Source organism: Streptosporangium amethystogenes, from assembly GCF_000721075.1.
GTDB classification, from domain to species: Bacteria; Actinomycetota; Actinomycetes; order Streptosporangiales; family Streptosporangiaceae; genus Streptosporangium; species Streptosporangium amethystogenes.
In genome coordinates, this window is record NZ_JOEQ01000005.1 from 434124 (window position 1) to 460074 (window position 25951).

20 protein-coding genes are annotated in these 25951 nt (G+C 69.9%); 12 read left to right on the forward strand and 8 right to left on the reverse strand.

Annotated features, from left to right (window positions below; translation table 11 throughout):
* Positions 1-120: 120 nt before the first annotated feature.
* On the reverse strand, positions 121-543 hold the full coding sequence (gene arfB, locus IG98_RS0109840) for an alternative ribosome rescue aminoacyl-tRNA hydrolase ArfB (RefSeq protein ID WP_030908783.1): 423 nt from the start codon (positions 541-543) through the stop codon (positions 121-123).
* A 320-nt stretch (positions 544-863) separates the two neighbouring features.
* Between arfB and IG98_RS0109845 the strand changes: the two genes are divergently transcribed.
* A complete protein-coding gene (locus IG98_RS0109845) occupies positions 864-2906 on the forward strand; it encodes a cellulose binding domain-containing protein (protein WP_030908786.1) in 2043 nt (680 codons plus the stop codon).
* Positions 2907-3015: 109 nt separating this feature from the next.
* On the opposite strand, the gene IG98_RS0109850 is transcribed toward IG98_RS0109845, so the two are convergent.
* From IG98_RS0109850 to IG98_RS52420, 3 genes are all read right to left on the reverse strand, one after another.
* Complete coding sequence (locus tag IG98_RS0109850; protein ID WP_030908789.1) at positions 3016-3636, reverse strand: TetR/AcrR family transcriptional regulator; 621 nt, start codon at positions 3634-3636, stop codon at positions 3016-3018.
* 6 nt (positions 3637-3642) lie between these two features.
* Positions 3643-4509 carry an ATP-binding cassette domain-containing protein gene (locus IG98_RS0109855; protein WP_084195234.1) on the reverse strand — a complete coding sequence of 289 codons (867 nt, stop codon included), beginning with the start codon at positions 4507-4509 and terminating at the stop codon, positions 3643-3645.
* A gap of 283 nt (positions 4510-4792) precedes the next feature.
* On the reverse strand, positions 4793-7519 hold the full coding sequence (locus tag IG98_RS52420; RefSeq protein WP_084195235.1) for a carbohydrate-binding module family 20 domain-containing protein: 2727 nt from the start codon (positions 7517-7519) through the stop codon (positions 4793-4795).
* 397 nt (positions 7520-7916) lie between these two features.
* Between IG98_RS52420 and IG98_RS50335 the strand changes: the two genes are divergently transcribed.
* Together IG98_RS50335 and IG98_RS0109870 are read left to right on the forward strand one after the other, a co-directional pair.
* Positions 7917-8066: a hypothetical protein gene (locus IG98_RS50335; protein WP_157594258.1), complete on the forward strand. Its 150-nt coding sequence runs from the start codon at positions 7917-7919 to the stop codon at positions 8064-8066.
* A gap of 37 nt (positions 8067-8103) precedes the next feature.
* The gene (locus tag IG98_RS0109870; RefSeq protein WP_030908797.1) at positions 8104-8286 is read left to right on the forward strand and encodes a hypothetical protein; all 183 of its coding nucleotides are present in this window, start codon (positions 8104-8106) and stop codon (positions 8284-8286) included.
* A gap of 374 nt (positions 8287-8660) precedes the next feature.
* Here IG98_RS0109870 and IG98_RS0109875 read toward each other — a convergent pair whose 3' ends face one another.
* Positions 8661-11054 carry a beta-glucosidase family protein gene (locus tag IG98_RS0109875; protein ID WP_245651470.1) on the reverse strand — a complete coding sequence of 798 codons (2394 nt, stop codon included), beginning with the start codon at positions 11052-11054 and terminating at the stop codon, positions 8661-8663.
* A 390-nt stretch (positions 11055-11444) separates the two neighbouring features.
* On the opposite strand from IG98_RS0109875, the gene IG98_RS0109880 reads away from it, so the two are divergent.
* The 4 genes from IG98_RS0109880 (at position 11445) to IG98_RS0109895 (ending at position 15622) form a co-directional block, all read left to right on the forward strand.
* Entirely contained in the window at positions 11445-12038 is a 594-nt protein-coding gene (locus IG98_RS0109880) for a TetR/AcrR family transcriptional regulator (protein WP_030908802.1), read from the forward strand.
* 422 nt (positions 12039-12460) lie between these two features.
* Entirely contained in the window at positions 12461-13294 is an 834-nt protein-coding gene (locus IG98_RS0109885) for a hypothetical protein (RefSeq protein WP_030908805.1), read from the forward strand.
* A gap of 218 nt (positions 13295-13512) precedes the next feature.
* Positions 13513-15060 carry an alkaline phosphatase D family protein gene (locus tag IG98_RS0109890; protein WP_030908807.1) on the forward strand — a complete coding sequence of 516 codons (1548 nt, stop codon included), beginning with the start codon at positions 13513-13515 and terminating at the stop codon, positions 15058-15060.
* 43 nt (positions 15061-15103) lie between these two features.
* Complete coding sequence (locus IG98_RS0109895) at positions 15104-15622, forward strand: hypothetical protein (protein ID WP_030908809.1); 519 nt, start codon at positions 15104-15106, stop codon at positions 15620-15622.
* 111 nt (positions 15623-15733) lie between these two features.
* Here IG98_RS0109895 and IG98_RS0109900 read toward each other — a convergent pair whose 3' ends face one another.
* Complete coding sequence (locus IG98_RS0109900; RefSeq protein ID WP_030908811.1) at positions 15734-16948, reverse strand: ROK family transcriptional regulator; 1215 nt, start codon at positions 16946-16948, stop codon at positions 15734-15736.
* 240 nt (positions 16949-17188) lie between these two features.
* Positions 17189-18598, reverse strand: a complete 1410-nt coding sequence (locus IG98_RS0109905) for an FG-GAP repeat protein (protein WP_245651471.1) — start codon at positions 18596-18598, stop codon at positions 17189-17191.
* Positions 18599-18693: 95 nt separating this feature from the next.
* On the opposite strand from IG98_RS0109905, the gene IG98_RS0109910 reads away from it, so the two are divergent.
* Entirely contained in the window at positions 18694-19923 is a 1230-nt protein-coding gene (locus tag IG98_RS0109910; RefSeq protein ID WP_030908815.1) for a cytochrome P450, read from the forward strand.
* A 6-nt stretch (positions 19924-19929) separates the two neighbouring features.
* On the opposite strand, the gene IG98_RS0109915 is transcribed toward IG98_RS0109910, so the two are convergent.
* The gene (locus IG98_RS0109915; protein ID WP_245651472.1) at positions 19930-21357 is read right to left on the reverse strand and encodes an MFS transporter; all 1428 of its coding nucleotides are present in this window, start codon (positions 21355-21357) and stop codon (positions 19930-19932) included.
* A gap of 115 nt (positions 21358-21472) precedes the next feature.
* On the opposite strand from IG98_RS0109915, the gene IG98_RS0109920 reads away from it, so the two are divergent.
* From IG98_RS0109920 to IG98_RS0109935, 4 genes are all read left to right on the forward strand, one after another.
* Positions 21473-22423: an STM4015 family protein gene (locus tag IG98_RS0109920; protein ID WP_030908820.1), complete on the forward strand. Its 951-nt coding sequence runs from the start codon at positions 21473-21475 to the stop codon at positions 22421-22423.
* Positions 22420-23595, forward strand: coding sequence for an STM4014 family protein (locus IG98_RS0109925; RefSeq protein ID WP_084195236.1), 1176 nt, complete (start codon positions 22420-22422; stop codon positions 23593-23595). The genes IG98_RS0109920 and IG98_RS0109925 overlap by 4 nt, the downstream gene beginning before the upstream one ends.
* A gap of 1 nt (position 23596) precedes the next feature.
* Complete coding sequence (locus IG98_RS0109930) at positions 23597-24403, forward strand: STM4013/SEN3800 family hydrolase (protein ID WP_051751995.1); 807 nt, start codon at positions 23597-23599, stop codon at positions 24401-24403.
* Between the two features lie 164 nt (positions 24404-24567).
* The gene (locus tag IG98_RS0109935) at positions 24568-25917 is read left to right on the forward strand and encodes an STM4012 family radical SAM protein (protein ID WP_245651473.1); all 1350 of its coding nucleotides are present in this window, start codon (positions 24568-24570) and stop codon (positions 25915-25917) included.
* Positions 25918-25951: the final 34 nt, after the last annotated feature.

The window sequence follows — 25951 nt, forward strand, 5'->3', positions numbered from 1 at the left end:
GTCGTTGTCTCGATCGTCCTGCCTCGTACTACTTCATGACAAAAAGACTTATTCATCCCATGTATCGCTGAAGCCTGACAGAAAGAGGCCCCCAGTTCGAACGACTTGGGACCTGCCTGTCTAGTGGTGGTCCCTGCGCAGGCGTTTGAGGTCGGAGCGTTGTTTCTTGGCGGTGATCCGCCGTTCGATCGCGCCCCTGCTCGGTTTGGTCGGGCGGCGCTTCTTGGGAGGCGGGGCGATCGCCTCGCGGAGCAGCTGGGCCAGGCGCATCTCGGCGGCCTCGCGGTTGCGCAGCTGGGAGCGGAACTCCGAGGCGGCGATGGTGATCACGCCGTTCACCAGGCGGGAGGCGAGGCGTTCGAGGGCCCGGGCCTTGAGGACGTCGCCGAGCGCACCGGTGGCGGCCAGGTCGAAGCTGAGCTCGACCCGGCTGTCGGTGGTGTTGACCCCCTGACCACCGGGTCCTGAGGAACGGGAGAACCGCCAGCCGAGCTCGGCCTCGGGGACCGAGACCGAACCGCTGATCTGGAGCGGACCGGGCATGGCGCTGACTTCCTTCTCACAGGGGGTGTGTTCTTCAGGGTACCGAGTGAGCACAAGCCTGGATCAAATGGTTTTATGCCCCGTTTCTCAATGTGCGATGAGCTGTGAAGCGACACCCGGGTGATCTTCCGTCCCTTGGGGCCGCTCCCGGACCGGAGAAACCACAGGCCGCACCGGGCCGGCGAGCACCAGTCCGGCCGTACCGACTGAAACTTTCATCGGCGGTTGACGCGCGTGGCGCCAGCCCACAAGATCATGGTGCCTCCCTGGTCAGGAGGGGGCGTCGAATGAATTCCGCTACCTATGACTGAGGTGTGCCGATGCCCAAAGTCCCGTTACGGATCGCGTCCGCCGTCCTGCTGACGCTGGCCGCCCTGAACGTTCCCACCGCGTACGCCGCAGACGACGTCACCCCGGTCACGGTGACCGTCAACGCACGTGCCGCGCTCGCCGCCGTCCCCGAAACCGGTATCGGTGCCAACCATGCGATCTGGGACAGCCAGCTGGGCACCGACGAGACCGCCGACCGGCTCAAGGGTGCGGGCGTGAAGCTGTTGCGCTATCCCGGCGGCTCCTACTCCGACATCTACCACTGGGCCGACCACACCGCTCCCGGCGGCTACGTGGCTCCCAACACCGACTTCGACACCTTCATGCGCGGCGTGCGGCGCACCGGGGCGCAGGCGATGGTGACCGCCAACTACGGCACCGGCACCGCCGCCGAGGCCGCCGCCTGGGTCCGCTACGCCAACGTCACCAAGTCCTACGGCGTCAAGTACTGGGAGATCGGCAACGAGAACTACGGCAACGGCCACTACGGCGACCCCTGGGAGGCCGACGACCACGCCGACAAGAGCCCGGCCGAGTACGCCCGCCATGTCGTCGCGTACGCCGACGCGATGAAGGCGGTCGACCCGGACATCAAGATCGGCGCGGTTCTGACCACGCCCGCCAACTGGCCCGACGGCCTGGTCGTCGGCGGTGACGACGGAACCTGGAACAAGGTGGTCCTGTCGATCGCCGGGCCGAAGATCGACTTTGTGATCCTGCACTGGTACCCCGGCGCCTTCGACAAGGCCGGCCACGTCCCCGACATGATCCATCTCACCCGCCGGCAGATCACCGAGTACGCGGGGCCCGGGTCGGAGCGGATCGGCATCTCGATGACCGAGTTCAACACCGGGAGCAACAGCAACGGCACGAACACCCAGCCCGGTGCGCTCGCCGCCGCCGACGCCTACGCGACGCTTCTCGCGAACGGTGTGTTCACGGTCGACTGGTGGAACACCCACAACGGCATCGGCAAGGTCACGCAGGTCGAGGGACATACCGACTACGGCGATTTCGGCCTGCTGTCGAGCGGGACGTGCACCTCCGACGGCAGCGTGTGCGAGCCGGCGATGAACACGCCCTTCGCGCCGTACTACGCGCTGCGGATGATGAGCGTGTTCGCCCGGCCGGGCGATCGGTTCGTCGGGGCCGCCAGCGACCAGGCGAAGGTCAGCGCGCACGCCGTCCGCCGCCCTAACGGCGATCTGGCGGTCCTGTTGATCAACACCTCGTCCGATGAGTCGCTCCCCGTCACGATCGACTACTCCGGCTTCAGCCCGGCCTCCGGGGCGCCGGCCGTGCTGACCCACACCAACGGCGCCACCGACCTCGCCGGCTCGACCTCGGGGAGCGCGACCAGCCGGACGCTGCCGCCGCTGTCGCTGACCACGGTCGTGGTGCGTCCCGCCTCGGCCCAGACCGGGCTGCCGGGCGCGCCTGGGCAGCCGACGGTCTCGAACGTGACGGACAAGACCGCCGTGATCTCCTGGCCCGCCGCCTCCGCCGGGACGCGTCCGATCGTGAAGTACGAGGTCCACCGCCACAACGGGGCTGTCGGCGAGCAGCTCGGTGAGACCGCCGGCACCTCCTTCACCGTCGGCAACCTCAAGCCGGGCACGCGCTACACGGTCAACGTGATCGCGCGGGACAGCGGCGGCGGTGTCTCGCCGGCCTCCCCGCCTCTCACGTTCACCACCGGCACGCCCGCCTCCAGTTCTTGCGCGGTCCGGCTGAGTGACCAGTCCGACTGGGGCAGCGGCTACGTCGGCGCCATCGACATCGTCAACAACGGCGCGCCGATCAACGGCTGGACCCTGAACTTCAGCTGGCCCAGGACGTGGCAGAGCCTGGGCAGTGGCTGGAGCGCCGTCTGGACGCAGAACGGCTCGAACGTCAAGGTCGTCAACGAGCCCGGCAACGGCTCGCTGCCCACCGGCGCGTCGACCACGATCGGCTTCGTCGGCAACTACAGCGGCCCGAACGTCCTGCCTGCCGTCTTCACCCTCAACGGAACCGTCTGCACGACGCGGTGACACCGTCCGGGGCCGTCCCGCGTGGACAGCCCCGGACACGCCCACGGCGTGTCGTAACCCGGTGAACCTATGTGGTCGGCGCAGTGGTGAGTTTTCGAGACCGCCGCGGTCAGGTCATGGGCCGATCCGAGACGGCTGCCCCTCGCAGGAAGAGGTCGACGACTTCGTGGACCAGCTGACCGGCGGGAGGCGGAACGGGACGCTCCTGCGGGGGCATCGCCACATCGGCGGGCATGGGCTGGAGCATGCCGGCCAGTTCCATGAAAGCCATGGCCAGGAAGCTCGGATCAGCCTTCCGTAGCTCGCCCGCCTCCACTGCTTGGGCCATCAGGTCGGTGACGGGCGTGATCAGACTACGCACGTAGGCGCGCGAGATGTCGGCGCGCTGTGCGTCCTCCAGGTGGCGGGTGGCGTAGTAGATCTGGTCACCGAGAACGGAGTCGTACGTTCCCCGCGCATAGGTGTCGGCGAGGGCGAGGAGGCGGTTGCGGAGATCGCCGTCGCCTTCCAGTGCCTGCTGGAGCGCGGCGGAGGTCTCCTCGATGTAGTGGTGGGCGACTTCCACGAACAGGGCGGGCTTCCCGCCGGGGAAGTGGTGGTAGAGGCTGGCCTTCCTCACGTCCACGGTTTTGGCGATTTCGTCGAGGGAGACCCCGAGGTAGCCGTGTTCGGCGAGGAGGCGGGCGAATTCATCGCGGGCGCGGACGCGGGTATCGGCTTGGCGTGGCATGGCGGTTCAGACTCCTGTACGGGTACGGCGGACAAGGGCGAGGCGGGCCGCGACAGCGCCCGCGGCAAGAATGCCGGCGGTGACGAGAGCGCCGGGGAGAAGGTTCTGCTCGCTCCAGGGTGAGGTGAGGGGGTTGATGTCGGCCGCGTAGGCCATCCAGCCGTCGAGTTGGTCACGCGGTACGAAGGTGGCGGTGAAGAACGAGAGAGGGAAGAAGATCAGGGTGACGGATCCGATCGCCGAGCCGCTACCGGTGTGGAGGGCGACTGCAGCCGTCAGCAGTTGGAATCCGGTGCCGAGGAGTACGGTCGCGCCGACCAGGGCGAGCAGGGCGGGGAGGCCGGAGAGTCGGCTGACCGGGTCGAGGCCGGTGGTGGGTTCGTCCAGGAAGAGGACCAGGGGGCGCTGGGCCAGCGCGACGGCGAGGTCGACGCGGCGGCGCCGGCCTCCGCTGAGCCGGCTGACGGGAGTGTCGGCGAACTCCTCCATGGAGAAGGACACGAGGAGTTCGGCACTGCGGTCACGGGCCTGCCGGGCGGTGAACGACTGCAGCCGGCCCTGCAGGTGTAGCAGTTCGCGGGCGGACATGAGGGGGTCGAGGGCTGTTTCTTGCAGGACGATTCCGATGCGGCGGCGCACGGTCTCGGGATCGTGGGTGATGTCGGCGCCCGCGACGTGGGCGGTGCCCCGGGAAGGGCGGAGCATCGTGGTGAGCATGCGGACGGTGGTGCTCTTGCCGGAGCCGTTGGGGCCAAGCAGTCCGTAGACCTCTCCAGCGTTCACCTGAAGATCGAGCTGGTGCACCGCGGAGCGGTCTCCGAAGTCCCGGCCGAGCCCGGCTACATGAATGGCCGGTGGGGTGGTTCTGTCCATTTGCAAAACCTACCTATTAATAGGTAGGTTTTGCAAATGGTCGCCCTGTGCCGAGGTAGACCGGCGGCCATCACCACCCGGCGAGTCGATGGCAACGGCGCAGGCGGGGTTCGCCGCGCCGGATGGCTCGATGGCGAGGTCGCGTAGCCCCGGAGTCACACTTCGCAGGGGAAGGAACAGACCGAAGTCCGAAAACAGGCCGGCAGGTCACGGGTGATCCGTGGTGTCAACGCCGACGGCGGCCGGACCGTGAAGGTCCGGCCGCCGTCGGTCTGACCGAGGGCTACTTCCAGGTGTCGTTGCTGGTGTGGGTTCCGCTCGTGGGGGTGGTGAAGGTCCGGTTGGCGCCGGACTCCCAGATGACGGTGCCGTCGGGGTTCTTCTTGACGTACTTGTACTCGACGGCGGTGTTGGGGGGCAGGTTGACCGCTACCCGCCAGATCGGGTAGTCGGCCGAGGAGAGGGCGATCGCCTGGCCGGGGTTCCAGCCGCCAAGGGCGGGGATGTTGCCGACGACGAAGACGTTCTGGCCGTACCAGGTGGTGACGCCGGCGTTGAAGGAGGCGGCGATCTGCGAGGCGGTGTCGCCGCGGAAGGCCTCGGTGACCGCGTGGGTTCCGCTCGCGGGGGTGGTGAGGGTCCGGTTGGCGCCGGACTCCCAGGTCACGGCGCCGGCGGTGGTCTTCTTGAGAAACTTGTACTCCACCGCGGTGGACTTGGGCAGGTCGATGACCCCGGAGTAGAGGTTGTTGCCCTGCGCGGTCAGCTTGATCGCGCCGGCCGGGGCCCATGAGCCGAGGGCCGGGATGCTGCCGACGACGTAGAGGTTCTGGTCGGTGGCCGCGGTGGCGGTGACGGTGAACGTGGTGGCGATCTTGTCGCTGACGGGGGCCGGCACGTAGGTGTCGGTCCGGGTGGCGGTGCCGCTCGCCGGGGTGGTGAAGGTTCGGTCGGCCACTTCGGCCTGGGCGACCGCCGAGCCTTCCCTGATCAGGTACTTGTAGGAGATGGCCGTGGAGGCGGGCAGCTGGACGACGCCGGTGTAGCCGCCGCCGGGGGCGGCGGCGAGCGCGACGGAGGCGGCGTTGTCGCCGCCGCCCAGCGCCGGGACGTTCCCGACGACGTGCAGGGTCTGCCCGGATTCGAGGTCGGCGGTGACGTTGAAGGTCGTGGCGACCTTCACCTCGACGGGCGGGGACACGTAGGTGTCGGTGCGGGTGGCGGTGCCGGTGGCCGGGGTGGTGAAGGACCGGTTGGCGGCCTCCTGCTCCACCACGGTCGCACCGTTCTTGATCAGGTACTTGTAGGAGACCGCGGTGGAGGCGGGCAGCTCGGCGGTGGTCTTGTAGGTGCCGTCGCCGTTGGCGGTCAGCGCGACCGAGTTCGCGGTGCTGCCGCCGCCCAGCGCCGGGACGTTCCCGACGACGTGCAGGGTCTGCCCGGATTCGAGGTCGGCGGTGACATTGAAGGTCGTCGCGATCTTGGTGATGTCCGCCTTGGCGTTGACGTGGATCGCGACCGCGTTGTTGGCGGGGATGGTCACGGTGGCCTGGCCGCCGGAGACCGTGATCTTCGTACCGGTGCAGCCGGTGGTGGTGGCGGCGCCGGAGATGACGTCGCAGTACTCGCCGTTGGCCAGGCCGGTGGTGAACTGCGCGGTGGTGGCGCTGCCGGAGTCGTTGATGCCGATCCAGGCGCGGTCGCCGCGGCGGAAGCCGATGACGTTGCTGTTGACGACCTTGAAGTCCGAGACGCTCTTGACGGACTTGGCGGCGTTGGCCCAGCCGACCATGCCCTTGATACCGGTGGACTGGGTCAGACAGTTCCAGCTGCCGCCGCAGGAGGTGTCGGTGACGAACCCGTTGCCGTCGGAGGGCGGGGACTGGTTGCGGTTGTTGTAGGTGAAGCTGTCGTAGACCGACGGCTTGCCGTGCGGGTAGGCCAGCACGAAGTAGTTGGCGAGGGTGTAGTCGGTGCCGTTGCGCCAGGAGAGGGTGACGCCGTCGCGTTCGAGGTCGTGGTTGGTGACCATCGCGAAGACGTTGGCACCGGGGGCGTCGAGGTTCCAGCTCGGAAGGCTGGCGAGGTTGGAGATCGAGCCCTGGAACTGGGCCTTGACGCCCTTGGCGTAGGCGAAGTCCAGCACATCGCCGTTGCCGATGAACGCCCGCGCCTTCAGCGCGTCGTTGCCGGCGCCGTCGAAGATCTCCTGGGCGACGTACGGGCGCCCGCCCTCGGCGACGGTGTTGTTCAGCTTGCCGAGGATCGCGGCGAAGTCGCTCTTCTTGATGTGCTTGACGGCGTCGACGCGGAACCCGTCCACGCCGAGTCCGACGAGGTCGTTCAAGTAGGCCGCGATCTTGTTGCGGACGGTTTCCTTCTCGGTGTACAGGTCCGACAGCTGCAGCAGCTCACAGCTGGCCACCTGGGCCTCGTTGTTCCAGTCGTTGATCCCGCCGCCGGTCGGGCAGTTGTCGCCCGGGTGGTGGAAGTCTTCGTACCCGTACGGGACGGCTGGATAGCCGTAACCGGTGAAGGACGTTCCGGCGTAGCCGGTCACACCGCCGGGGTTGTTCGTCCCCGCCATGTGGTTGACGACCGCGTCCACGTAGACGCGTACGCCCGCGTTGTGGCAGGCCGTCACCATCGAGGTGAACTGGGCCCGGTTACCGAGCCGGGAGTCGATCCTGTAGGAGACCGGCTGGTACACCTCGTACCACGGATGCACCCCGTCAATGCTGTTGGGGAGGCTGACCGACTCCTGTGGCGGCGCGACCTGGACCGCGCCGTACCCGGCCGGTCCGAGATGGTTCGTACACGCCGCGGAGACGGACTTCCAGTTCCATTCCCACAGGTTGGCCGTCACCTCGCTGTCGTTCAGCGTGACGGCGGCGCTCGCGGGAGATGTGGCGACCGCGACGGTCACCGGGGTGATGCCGAATGCGGCGACCGCGGCGGCGAGGAGGACATGACGAATCCTGCTGCGCAGGCGTGACCTAGCTCGTTCCATGGGGGGATGGACCTACTTCCGAGGACGAAGGTGCGCTTTGGGGCAGGGGACGGCCGTCCATCTAGCAGAACAATCTTTGATCTCTGCAAGAATTTCAAGAGATTTCAGAAAGATTTGTGAAACTTGCCGGTAATAGAGCCGTCGCTTACATTCCACGGTCACCGGTGACCCGAGTACGGTGCCGGGGTGAGCCGGGACGCCGTCGCCTGTACCGGTCCGGCTCGGGATCGGAGGCGGCAACGGTCCTCGGTTTGGCGGGTTGGGTGGTTCCATCGGGTCCTTCCGAGAACGGTGAGGACGACCTTCAGCTCATAGCCGTGCCGACACCTCGCTCACCACGCACCCAGGCGGGCGGGGTGACAAGGTGAACCGCTGACATTCACCGGTCATCTCATCGGTGCGCTTGTCGTTGGCCCTCGGCGCACAGACCTCGATCGCGCCGGCCCGCGTGGCGCACGGGGTCGCCGTCGAACTCGGCGTCTCGGGCGCCCGCCTGTTCGAGGAGGGGGGCCAATACGACAGTCACCCGGTGCCGAGTCGTCCCTGATCACCAGGTCTCAGGTGGAGTCGCGCTCGACCAGGGCATGGGTCCACAGGGCGAGGCGGGGCCGCCTGGTCGTGCCCTCCTTGACGAGCTGGTCTCCCCGGAGGCGGCCGAGGCCCTCATCTCCAAGGGCTTCGAGGTGCGCGTGGTGAAGGGCGCCGAGCACACGATCCATCGCCACCTGTTCGAAGACTTCATGGCCGGTCTCGACGGCTGGATCTAGATCTTTCCGACACGGCTGATCGCGCCGTTCGTCGTCATCGCCATCGTGGCGGAGCCGGCCGTGCTCCCGATCAAGTCCGTCCGCTGATCCGTACCGCTCCGCACCGGACGCGAAAACCCGGCCGCGCGGGGAGCACGACGAGTCCAGGGGTCTTCCGGATCCGCGAGTCTTCGGTCCTTCCCGGCCGGAGCCCCGCGCGGCGGCCGGCGGTGTCCCCACTCGCTCCTGGGTGACGCTCAGGCGGAATCGGTCTCGGAACTCGCGGGGTGGGACGCCGGACCCGGCCTCGAAGAGCTTGCTGAAACGGCTGGGGCACTGAATGCCCCAGCGGACGCGGGCAGATGGGCGGGGGCGGGAAACCTCGCGCTGCTCTCCTACAGGGCCAGGGCGGTGGTGAGGCGGATGTCGTCGAGTGAATGTCCGGTCTGGAGCACGTAGTCCCCGGACACCAGGCGCCATCCGTGCTCGCTCCAGACCTCGGCCGCGCGGCGTGGGATCTCGACGGACACCTCGGCGGTCTCGCCGGGGCCGGCCTCGGCGACGGCGAACCCGACCAGCCAGCGGGCGGGCCGGGACTCGTCGGGCACCGCGGGGGCCAGGTAGACCTGCACCACCTCGCGGCCGGGACGGTCGCCGGTGTTGCGCACCCGGACGGTGAGCGTCCCGGCGGTGTACCCGGCGGACTCGTAGTGCCAGGTCGTGTATCCGAGACCGGCTCCGAACCCGTAGGCGGGAGCCGTACCCGACCGCTCCCAGGCGCGGTAGCCGACGAAGACGCCCTCCTCGTACCACAGCACACCGTCGACGGGGGTGACGTCGATGACCGGACACTCCTCGAGCACCCCGGGCCAGGTGGTCGGCAGGCGGCCGCCCGGCTCCGTACGGCCGAGCACCACGTCGGCCAGCGCGTGGCCACCCTCCTGGCCGGGGAACCAGGTGAGCAGGATGGCCGCGACCTCTTCCCGCCACGGCATCTCCACGGGGGAGCCGGCGTTGACCACGACGACCGTCCGCGGGTTGGCGGCGGCCACCCGGGACACCAGCTCGTCCTGGCGGCCGGGCAGCTTCAGCGACGTGCGGTCGAAGCCTTCGCTCTCCACCTCCTTGGTCGTGGCCACGACGACCACGGCGACGTCCGCCGCCGAGGCGACCCGTACGGCCTCCTCGATCAGCTCGTCCGAACCGGGCGACGGCTCCCGGTGACCGAGCGTGGCGCCGACGAAGGGGAACGACAGCAGGTCGGACCGGGGCACCTTGTGCTCAAGGCGGACGTCGACCGGCTCCCCGGCGCGCAGCTCCACGTCGACGACGGTGTGCGGCGGCGCCATGAACAACGCGATCGGGTCATCGCCTTCCGGGGCCATCGTCCCGTCGAAGCGGGCCTGCCCGCCGACGACGAGCCGGAAGCGGCCGACTCCCTCGATCGAGAGCCGGTGCACGCCGCCGACCGCGGGAGTGAACGTGCCGGTGATCTCGACACTGCGCAGCTCTTGGAAGGCCACACCCTCCGGCATCTCGCCGAGCCACTGGATCGCTCCCTCGGACAGCGGGAAATCGCCGAGCACCCGCCCGTCCTCCGCCTGGCAGACCGCGCGCAGCGGGAAGCGCGCCGGGTTGAACCTGCCGCTGGGGTCGGCCCCGCGGGCGTACGCCATCCGGACCCCCGCGGACGCGAGCCCGTCGTACGGTGACACGACATGTGAGGGGAAGACCTGCGCGCTGCCCCCGCCCATCACGCGAGCCTCCTTCGCCGCTCCTCCGATGAGGGCCACACTCGTGTCCGGGCCGAAGGGCAGGACGCCGTCGTTGCGCACCAGCGTGAACGACGCCGCCGCGACCTCACGGGCCAGCGCCTCCCCGTCGACGGCCGGAAGGGGTTCGGCGCGGGACGCGCCCTCCAGGGCGCCCACCCGGCGGGCCAGGGTCAGCACCCGGCGTGCGTGCTCGTCCACGACCTCCTCGTCCAGTTCCCCGGCGCGTACGGCCGCCGCGAGCGCCGGGCCGTACACGGTGCCGGGGCCGGGCATGGCGATGTCGAGCCCTCCGAGCGCGGCACGGATCGTGTCGCGGGCGGCCGTCCAGTCGGAGACGACGACGCCGTCGAAACCCCACTCGTCGCGCAGGACCTTGTTCTGCAGCTCGTCATGTTCTGTCATGGTGGGCCCGTTGACGCTGTTGTAGGCCGCCATGACGCCGAACAGCCCCGCCTTCTTCACCACGAGCTCGAAGGGGGCCAGGTAGAGCTCGCGCAGGGCGCGTTCGCCGACCAGGACGTTGGCGGTCATCCGTCCGGTCTCGAAGTCGTTGGCCACGAAGTGCTTGACCATGGCGGCGACCCCGCCCTCCTGGACTCCGGTGACGTAAGCGGCGGCGATCTCACCGCTCAGCATCGGGTCCTCGGAGTAGCACTCGAAGTGCCGGCCGCCGAGGGGGGAGCGGTGCAGGTTGACGGTCGGTGCCAGCAGCACGTGAACGCCCTTGCGGCGGGCCTCCTGGGCCAGCAGGTTGCCGACGCGGCGGGCCAGCGCCACATCCCAGGTCGCGGCCAGGGCGGTCGGGCTCGGCAGGGCGATGGACGGGTCGTCGGCCGTCCACCTGGCGCCTCGGACGCCGATCGGCCCGTCCGACATGACGATCGCATCGAGGCCGACACCGGGCGCCGCGGGCAGGCTCCACATGTCCTGACCGGCCAGGATGCGCGCCTTGGTGTCCAGGTCGAGTTTGCTCAGCGCCTGTTCCACGATGTCGTCGTGCTCGATTTCCGACACGGTCAGCGAACCTCCTTGATGTGAGTGACCAGAACTGTGCCCACGATCACGCCGATCGGGGCGAAGAGGAAGAGTGCGGGCCGGTTCCTCCGGCGACGGTGTGAAGCGCCGTCCGGGAGCCGGGGCAGGCGGTCGCGCGGAGCGTCGCCGGGGAACCGGGGTCGGCGAGGGCGAGGTGGCGCGCGAAACCAGCGCGTGCGGTGGCCGGGAGAACGCTGGGCCTCCCTGGGCCGACGAAGAGGGGGCCGGCCATGTGATCTCCTCGAACCTCGCCGTACGCGCCTTCCCTCGGGAGTATGCCCGCAGTTACCGAACAGTCGGTAGGTCATGACATGTAATTGTTATTCTTGCTGATCGCGTTAGGCTCGGCGCGACGAGAGGAGCCGACGCATGGTGCGACGCCGAGGATCACGCGAGAGCCGGCGGGAGGAGATCCTGCTGGCCGCGCTCGACGTGTTCGCCGAACGCGGCTACACGGGGGCGTCGATCGCATCGATCGCCGAGCGGGTGGGCCTCAGCCAGCAGGGGGTGCTGCATTACTTCCCGAGCAAGGATCGGCTGCTCGCCGAGGTTCTGCAGTTGCGCGACGAGCGCAACCTCGACGTGCTCGTACTGCCCGGTGAGAGGGGAGCGATCACGCTGGACACCGTGGCCGCGCTGGTCGAGTACAACGCACAGCGCCGCGGCATCGTGCAGTCCTTCACCGTGCTCTCCGCGGAGAGCGTGATCGAGGACCACCCGGCCAGGGAGTTCTTCACGGAGCGCTACGGAACCTCCCGCGCCTGGATGGCCGAGGTGATCCGCGCCGAACTCGGCGACGAGTTGCCCGCCGGCCTCACACCCGAACAGGCCGCGCCGCTGATGTTCGCGGTGATGGACGGACTCCAGCTCCAGTGGCTGCTCGCCCCCGACGAGATCGACATGCCCGGGCTGTTCCGCGCCTTCCTCTCCCTCCTGAAAGCCCGCCACTCGGTCTCCGAATAGCACCCCATAAGGCTCGCGCTCGTCGCGAAGGCCGCCGCCCCCGCAGTGGTCGATACGGTGAGTGCGGCGACAGGCGCTCCGCTCTCCTCGGCGGAGATGGCCTGGGGGCGACGGCCGCGCCGACCCGTTCATCCGCCCACAGTCCGGGGTCCTCGGTGCCGGCGAAACAGAAGCCGCGAAGCGGCGGGTGGTAGAACATCGGCCGGGAAGCCGGTGTCGGCCACGCCCGCCTCCGCTGTCCGCGGGATCGATCCGTGCACAGCGACGCGTCATGTGCGACCCACGGACCATGAGCCCGTTGACGGTTCTCGCCGGTGCCGCCGTGGTCTTGTGGCGCGGGTCTCGCTTCCGCCACAGTTGCTCGGGGCGTATGTCATCGACACCCGTGAAAACCGGGCATCCAACACAGAAGGCGGGGGCGGATGGACACGATCGTCGGGGTGCACGGCATCGGTAAGTACCGCTACTACCGCGACGCGGGTAACTCGGTCAGCGGCGCGGCGGTCGCGATGCGCGACAAGTGGGACCGCTACCTGCACAAGGGCCTGACCGGTGGCAAGCCGCACGCCAAGGAGCGCTACATCACCGAGATCGCCTACTACGCCCACCTGCTGGGCGAGAGCAAGGACGACTCCCCGCGCGCGGTGCGGAGCATGAACGCCGGCGCCCAGGAGGTCTTCGTCGCCTGGGCCAAGCAGCTCGACTCGGTGGGGGAGGGGCTGACCGGCGCCCTGCACCGGATGACCGGCTGGCTGCTGGACCGGCTGCAGGGCAACGCCGTCGACTTCGCCAGGTTCTTCTGTCCCGAGGTCGCCGCCTACATGGCGGCCGGGAGCGAGGCGCGGGAGAAGTCGAGGGCGGCCGTGGCCGAGGTGATCAGACGGAACCGGCCCAAGGTGGTGATCGCGCACTCGCTGGGCAGCGTGGTGACCTACGAGACGCTCTGGGCCAACCCCGACCTGGAGGTCGACCTGCTGATCACTCTGGGCAGCCCGCTGGGCATGCGCAATGTGATCTTCGAGCGCCTGATGCCCGCACCGGTCAACGGCTGGGGCGAGCGGCCCCGCAAGGTCGGGCGGTGGGTGAACATCGCCGACAAGGACGACATCGCGGCGATCCCGCCGGGGCTGCGGACCTGCTTCACCGGCGTCGACCAGGAGGCGCTGGTCAACCTCGACTGGCTCGACTTCCACACCGCGGAGAAGTACCTGGGCTGCGGCGCCCTCAACTCCCACCTCAAGCCCTACCTGGGATGACCTGCTCGCTCACCGCCGCGGAGGCCGTCGCCTCCTGAACCGTCCCTCCGGGTTCGGGGGCGGCCACCGCGGGGGAGTCGACTCTTCGTCTCGATGTCGCCTGCCGGTCGGCCGATGTTCAGTCACCGTGGGTAAGGAATTTGCCTGTGCGGCCGCTGTTCATCCTGCCTTGACACGCAGGTCACTGCGGGGAAAGCTGGAACGGTTGCACTGGTGGTGTGGAGCAGAAGCTGTCACGCAGAGTGTTTCTTTCCGCCGCCGCCGGTGCGGGTGGCCTGTTGCTCACCGGGGCCGGGCACGGTACGGCCCGGACCCTCGCTCGCGACCCGTTCACGCTCGGCATCGCCTCCGGAGACCCGTCGGCGGACGGCGTCGTGCTGTGGACCAGGCTCGCCCTCGACCCGCTCGGCCCGGACGGCCGGGGCGGGATGCCGACCAGGGACGTGGACGTCGAATGGCAGCTCGCCACCGACGAGCGGTTCGCCAGGGTGGTCCGCGCGGGCACCGGGACCGCGCGCCCGCAGCGGGCGCACAGCGTCCATGTCGAGGTGGATCACCTGGAGCCCGGCCGGGAGTACTTCTACCGCTTCCGGGCCGGGGGCCACCTGTCGCCGACCGGCCGCACCCGCACCGCCCCGTCCGCGGTGTCCTCGTCGTCCCCGCTGACCTTCGCCGTCGCCGCCTGCGCCCACTACGAGCACGGTTTCTACACGGCGTACCGGAGGCTGGCCGAGCAGGACCCCGAGCTGGTCGTTCACCTGGGCGACTACATGTACGAGTACGCGCCACGGGGGTACACGGCCCTCGCCGGGAGCGTGCGGCAGCACACCTCGGGCACCTGCGCCACACTGGCCGACTACCGGATGCGGCACGCGCAGTACAAGAGCGACGCCGACCTGCAGGCGGCGCACGCGGTCGCGCCGTGGCTGGTGGCCTTCGACGATCACGAGATCGAGAACAACTGGGCGGGGGAGGTCTCCAGCTCCGGGGACCCGGGGTTCGCCCGGCGCAGGGCCAACGCCTTCCAGGCGTACTACGAGAACATGCCGTTGCGCCGGGCGAGCGTGCCCGGCGGGGCGTCGATGCGGATCCACCGCCGGGTGGACTGGGGACCGCTGGCCCGTTTCCACCTGCTCGACACCCGGCAGTTCCGCGACGGCCAGGCCTGCGAGGACGGGCTCAGGTCCGGCTGTGACGACAGGTTGGCCACCGGTCGCACCCTGCTCGGCGAGGACCAGCGGAACTGGCTGCTCGACGGCCTCGCGAGTTCCGGCGCCCGCTGGAACCTGGTCGGCCAGCAGATCCTGATGGCCCAGCGCGACTCCAAGGCCGGGCCGGGCACCGAGGTCAACATGGACTCCTGGGACGGCTACGCCGCCGAGCGCACCCGCCTGCTGACCGGATTCCGGGATTCGGGCGCGGCCAACCCGGTGGTGCTGACCGGAGACGCGCACATGCACCACGCGGCGGACCTGAGGCTCGACTTCGACGATCCGGACTCGCCCCGGGTCGCGGTGGAGCTCGTCACCTCCTCGATCGCCAGCGACGGCGACGGTTACCGCGACGAGAGCCGGATCGCCGCGACGATCGCCGAGAACCCGCACATCTCCTACCTCGACCAGCGGCGCGGCTACATCGTCTGCCGGGTCACGCCACAGGAGTTGCACGCCGACTTCCGCACGCTCGACCACATCAGCAGGCGCGGCGCTCCGGCGAAGACCGGTGCCCGGTTCACCATTCCGGCAGGACAGGCGGTACTGACCTAAAGCGCCAGAGGAATTTTTGGAGAGTTGTTGGATGATGCCGCTTATGAGTCCCCTCACCACGAGGCTCAGCGCCGCGGCTCTCGCCGTGGCGCTGTGCGGCACCTTCCTCGTCCAGAGTCCCGCCTCAGCCGCCGGATCCGCCCTACCCGCCGTGGCACCCGCCGCGGCGCCCAACGACTTCAGGTACCTGATCTCCTTCCCCAAGCACGTCCGCCGGGGCGGATCCCTCATCTACACGGTCAAGGTCCGCAATGTCAAGGCCAAGGACCAGCACTACGTGGCGCTCGTCGGAGACTTCCCCACCCGGTTCCGCAAGATCAAGGTGATCTCCAAGCCGCGCAGCGTCAAGTGCTCGGTCAAGCGTCGTGACCTGTCGTGCTGGATCACCTCCCTGGACAAGGGCGACTCGACGACGGTACGGGTCCGCGCCTGGGCGGGCTCGCGCCGGGGCATCGCCACGGTCAAATTCGGTGCGATCGTCACCACCGACGGAAAGGCCGACGTCCGTAAGCTCCGCAAGGAGATCCGCCGCACCATCAAGGCCAGAACGCGTATCCGTTAGCCTTCCGATGGACCGGGGCCGTGCGGCCGGGCTCTCCGGCCTCCCGGTCCCATGACCCGTCATATGGAACCGATGCCGGCGCCGCTCCCCGCTTTCCGCCGGAGCGAACGGTCAGATCCCGGCGCGCTTCCGGGGACGGGTGGGAGCGCCGTTCGGCTTCGACGTCGTGCCGGTCTGCAGGAAGTTCTCGATCACGAGGGTGGCCGCGCCCAGCGCGACGGAGTCGACGCCGAGGCGGCCCAGACCGATGGAGACCGTCTTGTACGGCTGCGCCAGGCAGTTGTCCGCGGCGACCTTCCTGATCCTCGGCAGCAGGTGCTCGCCGAGCAGCACCCCGGCCCAGCCGCCGATGATGATCCGCTCGGGGTTGAACAGGTTGATCAGGTTGGCCAGACCGACGCCCAGGTAGGTGACGGTCTCGTCGATGACGGGGGAACCACCGGCCACCAGTTCGGCCAGCGCGGCCTGCTCGTCGACGCTCTCCGTCCAGACACCGGCACGTTCCAGAATGCCCCTGGCACCCACGTACGCCTCCAGGCAGCCCGCTCCGCCGCAGCGGCACCGGTGCCCGCCGACCATGATCTTCGTATGGCCCCACTCGCCGGCGCTGCTGTTGGCCCCCAGGTACGTGGCTCCGTCGGTGATGATGCTCGCCCCGACCCCCGAGCCGATCAACACCACCACGGCGTGCTTGGCCCTGCGTCCGACACCGAACCACAGCTCGGCCTGCCCCATCGACTTGGCGCCGTTGTCCACGAAGAGCGGCAGGTCGGTGCCCGCCCGCAGGAGCCTGCCGAGGGGGACCGTGTCCCACCCGAAGGTCGGGGCGTAGATCAGGGCGTCGGGCCCCGTCTCGACGACGCCGGGAACGCCCACCCCCACGCCGAGCACCCGCTCGGCGGGCACGCCGCTCTCGTTCAGGACCACGTCGATGCCCTCGATGATGTGGCGGACGACCAGATCGACGTCGTGCCGGGTCGGGCGGAGCGCGTACTCGGCCCTGGCCTTGCGGTTCATGTCCAGGTCGAAGAGTTCGACGTGCACGTGCGTCTCGCCGACGTCGACGCCGATGGCGTAACCGTGGGTGGTGTTGACCCGTAGCAACACGCGCGGCCTGCCTCCGTCGGAGTCGGCCAGGCCCGCCTCGACGATGGTCCCGCTCGCCAGTAGATCTCCCGTCACGTTGCTCACGGTGGCGGGGCTGAGCCCGATGATCTCACTGAGCTCCTGGCGGCTGGCGGGTCCCTCGAAGTAGAGGGCGCGCAGCACTATCGCCCGGTTGCCTCGGCGTAGGTCGCGGACGGTCCTGTGCTGTGCGTCGAACATGACCATCATCTTAGGTAGCGCGTCGAAGAAAACGGTCGTCTACCGAAGTGCGGGCCAGTGCTCCGGCCTTCAGGCCGGAGGTGAAGGCTGGTGTGGGAGTGCCGGCTAGGGCGCGAGCGTGCCTTCACCCGCAGGGACGTGGAGACCTCGGGGTTACCCGGTCTGTGAAGCGTCAACCCCCGCGCGCCGCTTGACCGCGACGCGACGGGAGAGTCTCCGGCCTTCAGGCCGGGGAGGAGTTCAACGGGGTGAGGACGAGTTTGTGAGGGCGTAACCGAACAGGGTGTCCTTGGCAGCGGTGGCCAGCGTCCTCGCCGTCGACGGGCGGACGCCGGGGTAGGGGCCTTTCCGCACGGTCCCGCGCAGCAGGGTCAGCCTGCCGTCGCGCGGGGCGGCGACGACCAGGCCGCGACCCGCGACCGTGGCCAGGGCCCCGCCGAAGTCGCCGCCCTCACCGGTGATCAGCAGGTTGCCGCTCTTGGTGAGCCCGCCGGAGCGGGTGCCCGCGAGCACCTGGACGGCGTTCTCACCCGGCACCCCGATCGCCAGCTCTTCGTCGCCGTCGCCGTTGAGGTCTCCGGCGGCGAGGGCGGCGCCGAAGCGGTCGAAGTAGCGCGGTTCCCCCTTCAGGGAGCGCTGCGACCAGGTTTCCGAGACCGTCGTGCGCAGCCCGGCGCGGGAGCCGTAGACGACGTGCACCGTGCCGTCGCCGTAGTCCATCGCCCGCTGGTTCTCGGTCAGGCCCTCACCCGGTACACCGATCGCCAGGTCGGCGTGGGGGTCGGCGTCGAAGTCACCGACCGCCAGGGCCTCGCCGAAGAAGTCCCAGGCCTCGGCGCGGCCGCTGATCCCCGGGCTGTCCTGGGTGAGCAGGGTCGCCTTCCGCCGCCGGACGTCGAGCACGGTGACCGAGCCCTGGCCGTTCTTCAGGACCGTGTCCGCGGGCGCGCCCACGGCGACCTCGGCCCGTCCGTCGCCGTCGAAGTCGCCGGTGGCGAGCACCGCGCCGAACTGGTCGGTCTCCTTCTCGGGCTGTCCCACCCAGCCGGTCCTCTGCGTGATCATGTACGGCTCGCGTCCGCCGAACCCGTACACTCCGACCGCGCCGCCCCTCAGCCCCGGGGCGCCGATCACCAGCTCGTCGTCCCCGTCTCCGTCCAGGTCCCCCGCCGCGAGCGCGGCCCCGAACCGGCCGGAGTCACGCTCGCGGCCCAGGTCCCCGGCGTCGATCACCCTGCCGGGCCGCAGGCCGTCCGGCGAGCCGTGGAACAGCCGCACCACTCCGTCGCCGTCGGCTCCCGGCCGGGATCGGTCCTTCTCGGAGACGCCCACGGCCAGGTCGGCGCAGTGGTCGCCGTCGAAGTCACCGGTCGCCAGCGCCGAGCCGAACGCGTCCCCGGTCCGGCTCTCACCGGGCACGCCGGGCTCGTCCTGGGTCAGCCTCCGGGCGGTGCGCATGTCGTACAGGACGGTGACCGCCCCCGCGCGGGCGTGGCCGCCGGAGCGGGTGTAGGGCGCGGCGACCGCGAGATCGGCCCGTCCGTCGCCGTCGAAGTCGGAGGGTACGCCGGAGCAGGCACTCGCGATGACGGGGGAGATGGAGACCAGGAGGGAGGTGAAGGCAATGGAGACGAGAAACGCGGCTCTCATAGCCATGATGATTTCCGATAATTCGGACACGCGGCCCACAAGGATATGAAATTCACGTGGCCGGTACGGGTAAAGAACGTGCCAGGATTGGCAGTATGGAAATCGACCTGGCCGACCTGGGATTCTGGCGGCGGCCGCTCAAGGAGCGGCATGAGGCGTTCGCGCGGCTTCGGGATCTCGACCGGCCGGTGTTCTTCGAGGAGAAGCGGGTGCCGCTGCTCCGCTCGGGCCGGGGTTTCTACGCGCTGGTCAGGCATGCCGACGTGGTGGAGGCCAGCCGCAACGCCAAGGTGTTCTCCAGCGAGCCAGGCGTGACCAGCCCCGAACCGCCCGGCTGGGTCAAGCACGTGTTCGGCGAGTCCATGGTCAACATGGACGACCCCCGGCACGCCCGGCTCCGCCGCATCGTCTCCCGCGCGTTCAGCCCGAAGATGCTGAGCAACCTGCAGGGCGACATCGACGCCGCGTGCGCGCGGATCGTCGACGACGTGACGGCCTCCGGGCCCGGTGACTTCGTCACGCAGGTGGCCGCCAAACTGCCCATCCACGTCATCTGCGACATGATGGGCATCCCCGACGACGTCCGGGCCAAGGTCCACCAGCACGTCGACATCTCCACCGCCTACTCCGGCGTGCGGCCCAGCCTGGCGCACACGGTCAGGATGGCCGCCCAGAACACGCTCGCTCTGCTCGCCCTGCAGCGCCTGGTGATCAATATGGGCAGGGAGCGCTCGGGAGCACCGGGCAACGACCTCGTCTCCGCGCTGGTCACCGCCAATGTCGACGGTGAGAGGCTGACCGACAGGGAGCTGGGGTCCTTCTTCACGCTGCTGCTCGTGGCGGGCAACGAGACGGCCCGCAACACCATGGCGCACGGTATCAAGCTGCTGACCGACAACCCCGAGCAGCGGCGCCTGCTGGTAGACGACTTCGACGCCCACATCGGCGGCGCCATCGAGGAGATGGTCCGCTACGTCTCACCCATCATGCAGTTCCGCCGCACCGTCACCGAGGACTACGACCTGCGCGGTCTGCAGCTGAAGGCGGGCGACAAGGTGGTGCTCTTCTACGGCTCGGCCAACCGCGACGAGACGGTCTTCCCGGACGCCGACCGGTTCGACATCACCCGGGACACCAAGCCCCACGTGGGCTTCGGCGGTCCGGGGCCGCACTTCTGCCTGGGGGCCAACCTGGCCAGGCAGGAGATCAGGGCGATGTTCCGCGAGCTGCTCACCCGGCTGCCCGAGATCCGCTCGGTCGGCGAGCCGGAACTGCTGGTGTCCAACTTCGACAACAGCGTCCGCAGCCAGGCGTTCACCTTCTGAGGGCGATCACCTGCCGGGCTGGGGAGCCGTCACCGGGCAGCCGGTCTTCGGCTCCGAGCGGATCAGCACGTTCTCCCGGATGGTGAGGAAGGTGAGCAGCGCCGCCAGGCCCATCATCGACGCGCTGACCAGCATGGTCGTGTGAAATCCGGCGGTGAATATCGTGGGGGAGTCGAAGGCGTCGCCGGTCAGCCCGGCCAGCGGGGGGATCGCGGCCACCGCGAGCAGCCCGCCGGTCCTGGCGACGGCGTTGTTGACGCCGCTGGCCACCCCCGCGTGCCGCTCGTCGGCGCTGGCCAGCACGGTCGCGGTGAGCGGCGCGACCGCCGCCGACAGACCCAGGCCGAACAGGGTCGTCACGGGCAGTACGTCCACCACGTACGACGAGCCGGGGCCGATCCGCGACATCAGCAGCAGGGCTCCCGCGCAGACCAGGATGCCGGCCGTCATCGGCAGCCGCGGCCCGACGCGCCTGGCCAGCTCGCCCGCGCGCGACGACAGCAGCAGCATCAGGATCGTCACCGGGATCATCGCGGACCCGGCCAGCAGCGGGGAGAAGCCCGCCGACACCTGCAACTGGACCACCAGCAGGAAGAACACCACGCCCATCGCGGCGTACATGACGAACGTGACGACGTTGATCGAGGTGAACACCCTGGAGGCGAAGACCTCGATCGGGACCAGTGCCCTGGGCGAGCGCCTGATCTCCAGCCAGACGAACGCGGCGCCCAGCGACACGCCTGCCAGGATCGGGACGACCTCCAGGCCGATCAGGCCGTAGGTGATCCCGGCCAGCGCCAGCGCCGCCAACGCCGCGCCGAGCACGTCGAACCGGCCGGCGGCCTCGGCGTTTCTGCTCTCCGGGACATGCCGCAGGGCGACCAGAATGACGAGCGCCGCCAGCGGCAGGTTGATCAGGAACACCCAGCGCCAGCCGGCCGCCTCCACCAGCCACCCGCCGAGCAGCGGGCCGATGGCCGAGGCCACCCCGCCCAGCCCCGACCACGCCCCGATCGCCCTGGGGCGGTCCGCGCGGTCGAAGGAGGACTGGATGATGGCCAGGGCACCGGGGGTGAGCAGCGCCCCGCCGATGCCCTGCAGCGCGCGGGCCGCGACCAGCGTCTGCACATTGGGCGCCAGGCCGCACAGGGCGGAGGCGAGGGCGAACCAGACGACGCCGATCAGGAAGATCCTGCGCCTGCCGTACCGGTCGCCGAGCGAGCCGCCCAGCAGGATCAGACCAGCCAGGGTAAGGGTGTAGGCGTTGACGGTCCACTGCAGACCGGCCATGTCGGCGCTGAGATCGGCGCCGAGCGCGGGCAGGGCCACATTGACCACCGTGCTGTCCAGCAGGACGATGCCGGAACCGAGCACCGTGGTGAGCAGAACCCAGCGTCCCGCCGCAGAATTGAGACGGATGTGACCGTTGTCCATGCCGTCCATCATCGCTGACGCCCCGTGCCCACCTGACCTGCGCGCATGATTCAGAGAATGTCGGGTGACTCTGGTAGGACGGGTCCTGCCACGTTAAGCCTGACGGGAGTTTCCGATGGACTACAGCGAGTTCAACGACGACGTCGACGGTCTCCACCGTGGGGAGTACGCGGGCCTGCCCATCGTGAGCCTGCGCCCGCCGGGGGCGCCCATGCCCGCGGCGGGCGAGGCGGCGTGGCGCATCTCGGTCCGCGTCCACGACGCAAAGGAGACCTTCGAGGAGCACTTCGCGCGCTTCGTCGAGACCGTCGACACCACCGAGGTCAAGGCGATCATCGTCGGCGGCTGGGGTGAGGCCTACGAGAACGACGCCTCGGGCCCCATCCGGCTGCTGGCCGAGAACGCGGCGCGACTCCCCGCACTGCGTTCGCTCTTCTTCGGCGCGATGTCGTCGGAGGAGTGCGAGATCTCCTGGATCGTGCAGAGCGATGTCACCCCGCTGCTGGAGGCGTTCCCGTCGCTGGAGCGGCTGGAGGTCCGGGGCGGCACCGAGCTGGCGCTGCGGCCCGTCCGGCATGACAATCTCAGGATCCTCCGGTTCGAGACGGGCGGCCTGCCCCCGGACGTGGCCAGGGCGGTCGGCGAGAGCGAGTTCCCCGCACTCGAATACCTGGAGCTCTGGCTCGGGACGGAGGACTACGGCGGAGACACCACCGTGGCCGACCTGGCGGGCATCCTGAGCGGTGAGCGGCTGCCCGCGCTCAGGCATCTCGGTCTGCAGGACAGTGAGATCCAGGACGAGGTCGCCGCGGCCGTCGCCGCAGCCCCGGTGGTGGCCCGGCTGGAGTCGCTCGCCCTGTCGATGGGCACGCTCACCGACGCGGGTGCCGAGGCGCTGATGGAGAGTGGGTCGCTGACCCACCTCAGGCGGCTGGACCTGCACCACCACTTCCTGAGCGACGCCATGGCCGAGCGCCTCAGGGCGGCGTTCTCCGGTGCCGAGCTCGACCTGTCCGAACAGGAGAAGCCCGACGACGACTGGTATTACGTCGCGGTCTCCGAATGACCGCGCTCGCCGTCGTCGGCACGCCGGGGGAGCGGCGGGTGACCATGTTCGCCGACGCCTGCGTCCGGCAGGGGTTGCGCGAGCCCGCGGTCCTGCCGTGGACGTCCGTGCTGCGCGGTGCGGAGATCCGGATCGAGCCGGAGACGCTCGTGCGGATCGACTCGCCAGGGGAGGACGCGGAGACGGACGAGCTGCTGCGCGGAGGCGGCGAGCCGTCCCGGGTCGGCGGCGGGGCCCGCTGGCACGCCGCGTTCGTCGCCGGGGCGGCACGGGTCCGCGAGGCCGTCGGCCGGACTCCGGGGGCCGTGCTGCTCGCCGACGTCGAGGACATATCGGTGATGTTCGACAAGCGGCGCTGTCACGCCAGGTTGTCGGCGGCCGGGGTGCCGGTGCCGCCCGCGCTTCCCGGACCGACCCGAGGCTACGCCGAGCTGCGCGAGCGGATGGGCGAGGCCCGCTGGGGTCGGGTGTTCGTCAAACCGGCCCATGGCTCGTCGGCCTCGGGGGTCGTCGCCCTGCACGCGTCGGGTGACCGGGTCAGGGCGGTGACCTCGGCGGAGCTGACCTCCGGGGGGCTGCGCAACTCCCTGCGGGTCAGATGCTACGAGGACGAGTCCGACCTGGCGGCGATCGTCGAGGCGCTGGCCGGAGACGGGCTGCACGTCGAGCGATGGTTTCCCAAGGCGAGCCTCGGCGGGCGCGCGATCGACCTGAGGGTGGTCGTCGTGGAGGGCAGGCCCACCCACGCGGTCGTCCGCACCAGCCGGGGGCCCATAACGAACCTGCACCTCGGCGGTCTGCGCGGTGACCTCGGCGAGGTCAGGGCAGGACTTGGCCCCGAGGGATGGGAGCGGGCCGTGGAGGTCTGCGCGCGGGCGGCGGCCTGCTTCCCCGGGAGTCCGGCCGTCGGGGTCGACCTGATGGTCGGGGCCGACTGGCACGATCTCGCGGTGGCCGAGGTGAACGCGTTCGGCGACCTGCTTCCCCGGCTGGAGGGCCTGCCCGGTAGCGGCGCGGAGGGCCTCGACACCTACGGTGCCCAGGTCCGTGCGATCCTCGCCCGGCACTCACCGGAGGGGCCCGAGACCCGGAAGCCGCGACGGCCCGTCGCGCCGGGGCCCCGTGACACCGGGCCTTGTGACACCGGGGGCGAAGGAGGGGGCGGTGCGTGACATGAACGAGGTCGTGGGCAGCCACGACCTGCTGCTGGTGACCCTCGACACGCTCCGGTACGACGTGGCGGAGGAACTGCTGGCGGCGGGTCGGCTGCCGAATCTCAGCAGGGCGTTGCCGGGCGGCCGGTGGGAGCGGCGGCACAGTCCGGGGAACTTCACCTACGCCGCGCACGCCGCGATCCTCGCCGGGTTCCTGCCCACCCCGGCCGCGCCGGGACCGCACCCCCGGCCGTTCGCCGCGGCCTTTCCTGGCAGCGAGACCACGGCGCGGGGCACCTGGGTGTTCGACGCGCCCGACCTGCCCTCCGGGCTGGCCGCGGCGGGGTACCACACGGTCTGCGTCGGGGGAGTGGGGTTCTTCAGCAAGCTGACCCCGCTGGGGGCCGCACTGCCGGCGATGTTCGCCGAGAGCCACTGGGAGCCGGGGTTCGGGGTGACCTCGCCGGCCTCGTTCGAGGCGCAGATCGCGTGCGCCGAGCGGGTGGTCGCGCGGGTGGACGGTCCGGTCTTCCTGTTCGTCAACGTGTCCGCGCTGCACCAGCCGAACTGGTTTCACCTGCGGGGAGCCACCCGCGAGCACGGCGACAGCCGCCAAAGTCACGCCGCCGCGCTGGAATACGTGGACCGGCACATCGGCAGGCTGTTCGCGCTGATGAGCGAGCGGCGCCCTGGGTTCGCGATCGTCTGTTCCGATCACGGCACCGCCTACGGTGAGGATGGATATGTCGGGCACCGGATCGGTCACGAGGTCGTCTGGACGGTGCCCTACGGTGAGTTCACGATGGAGCGGGGAAAATGGCGATGACCTCAGGTTCAGGCCGGGGGCCGGACACGTCGGACGCCGGGCGCGGCCCGTTTCCGGTGCGGCCGGTGTTCTCCATGGAGCCCGTGTCTCAGTCAGAGTCCGTGTCTCAGGCAGGGCCCACGTTTCAACCAGAGCCCACGTTCCAGGCAGAGCCCGCGTCTCCGGTGCGACCGGGCGCCGAGGCATCCCTGGACGCGGGGCCGTACCAGGGGTACGTCTACGCCTATCCGCACAAGACCGCCTATCGGCCGCTCGATCCGCGTCCGCCACTGGCGGAGGTGTGGGCCCAGGAGCCCGTCGACCGCCTCTTCCTCTACCTGCACATCCCGTTCTGCGAGATGCGCTGCGGATTCTGCAACCTGTTCACCCGCACCGGCGCCCCCGCCGAGCTGGTCGACGCCTATCTCGGCGCGCTGGAACGCCAGGCGGGTGCCGTACGCGACGCCCTGGACGCGCCCCGCTTCGTGGCGGCGGCGGTCGGCGGCGGTACGCCGACCTACCTCGACGCCGCCGAGCTCACCCGGATGTTCGACCTCACCGAGCGGGCCACGGGTGCCGACCTGCGGGCGGTCCCGATGGCGGTGGAGACCTCCCCGGCCACCGCGACGGCCGACCGGCTCGCCGTCCTGGCCGAACGGGGGACGACTCGGATCTCGATCGGCGTGCAGAGCTTCGTCGACGCCGAGGCCCGCGCGGCGGTCAGGCCGCAGAAGAGGCAGGAGGTGGAGACGGCGCTCGGCCGGATCCGCGAGGCCGGGTTCGAGACGCTCAACCTCGACCTGATCTACGGCATCGACGGCCAGACAGAGGCATCCTGGCGTTACTCGCTGGACGCCGCGCTCGCCTGGAAACCCGAGGAGATCTACCTCTACCCCCTGTACGTCCGCCCGCTCACCGGTCTCGGCCGCCGTGCCCGCGACTGGGACGACCACCGGCTCACCCTCTACCGTCAGGGCCGCGACCACCTGCTCGCCGCCGGGTACGAGCAGATCTCGATGCGGATGTTCCGGCTGCCGGGACGGTCGAGCCCCGCCGAGTACAGCTGCCAGAGCGACGGCATGGTCGGCCTCGGCTGCGGTGCCCGCTCCTATACCTCTCATCTGCACTACTCCCACGAGTACGCGGTCGGCGCCGGCCAGGTGCGCGCGATCATTGACGACTACGTGCGCCTGGCCGCCGAGGAGTTCACGGTCGCGGGCGTGGGTTTCCGGCTGGACGAGGAGGACCGGCGCCGTCGCCACCTCATCCAGTCGCTGCTCCAGGCCGACGGGCTCGACCCCGCCGCGTACCGGGCCCGCTTCGGCGCCGAGGTCGAGGCCCACTTCGGGGAGGAGCTGGAACGCCTGGCGGCGCGAGGGCTGCTGGAGTGTGACGCGCCGCCGCCGGGCGGCGAAAGGGCGCGGCCTGGGTGGCTCCGGCTCACCGCCGAGGGGCTGGCCCGCTCCGACGCGATCGGCCCCGCGCTGTTCTCCGGCAGGGTCCGCGCGCTGATGGCCCGATACGAGGAACGGTGACCGGCTCGCCCGCCGCCGGAATCCGCCACCTGCC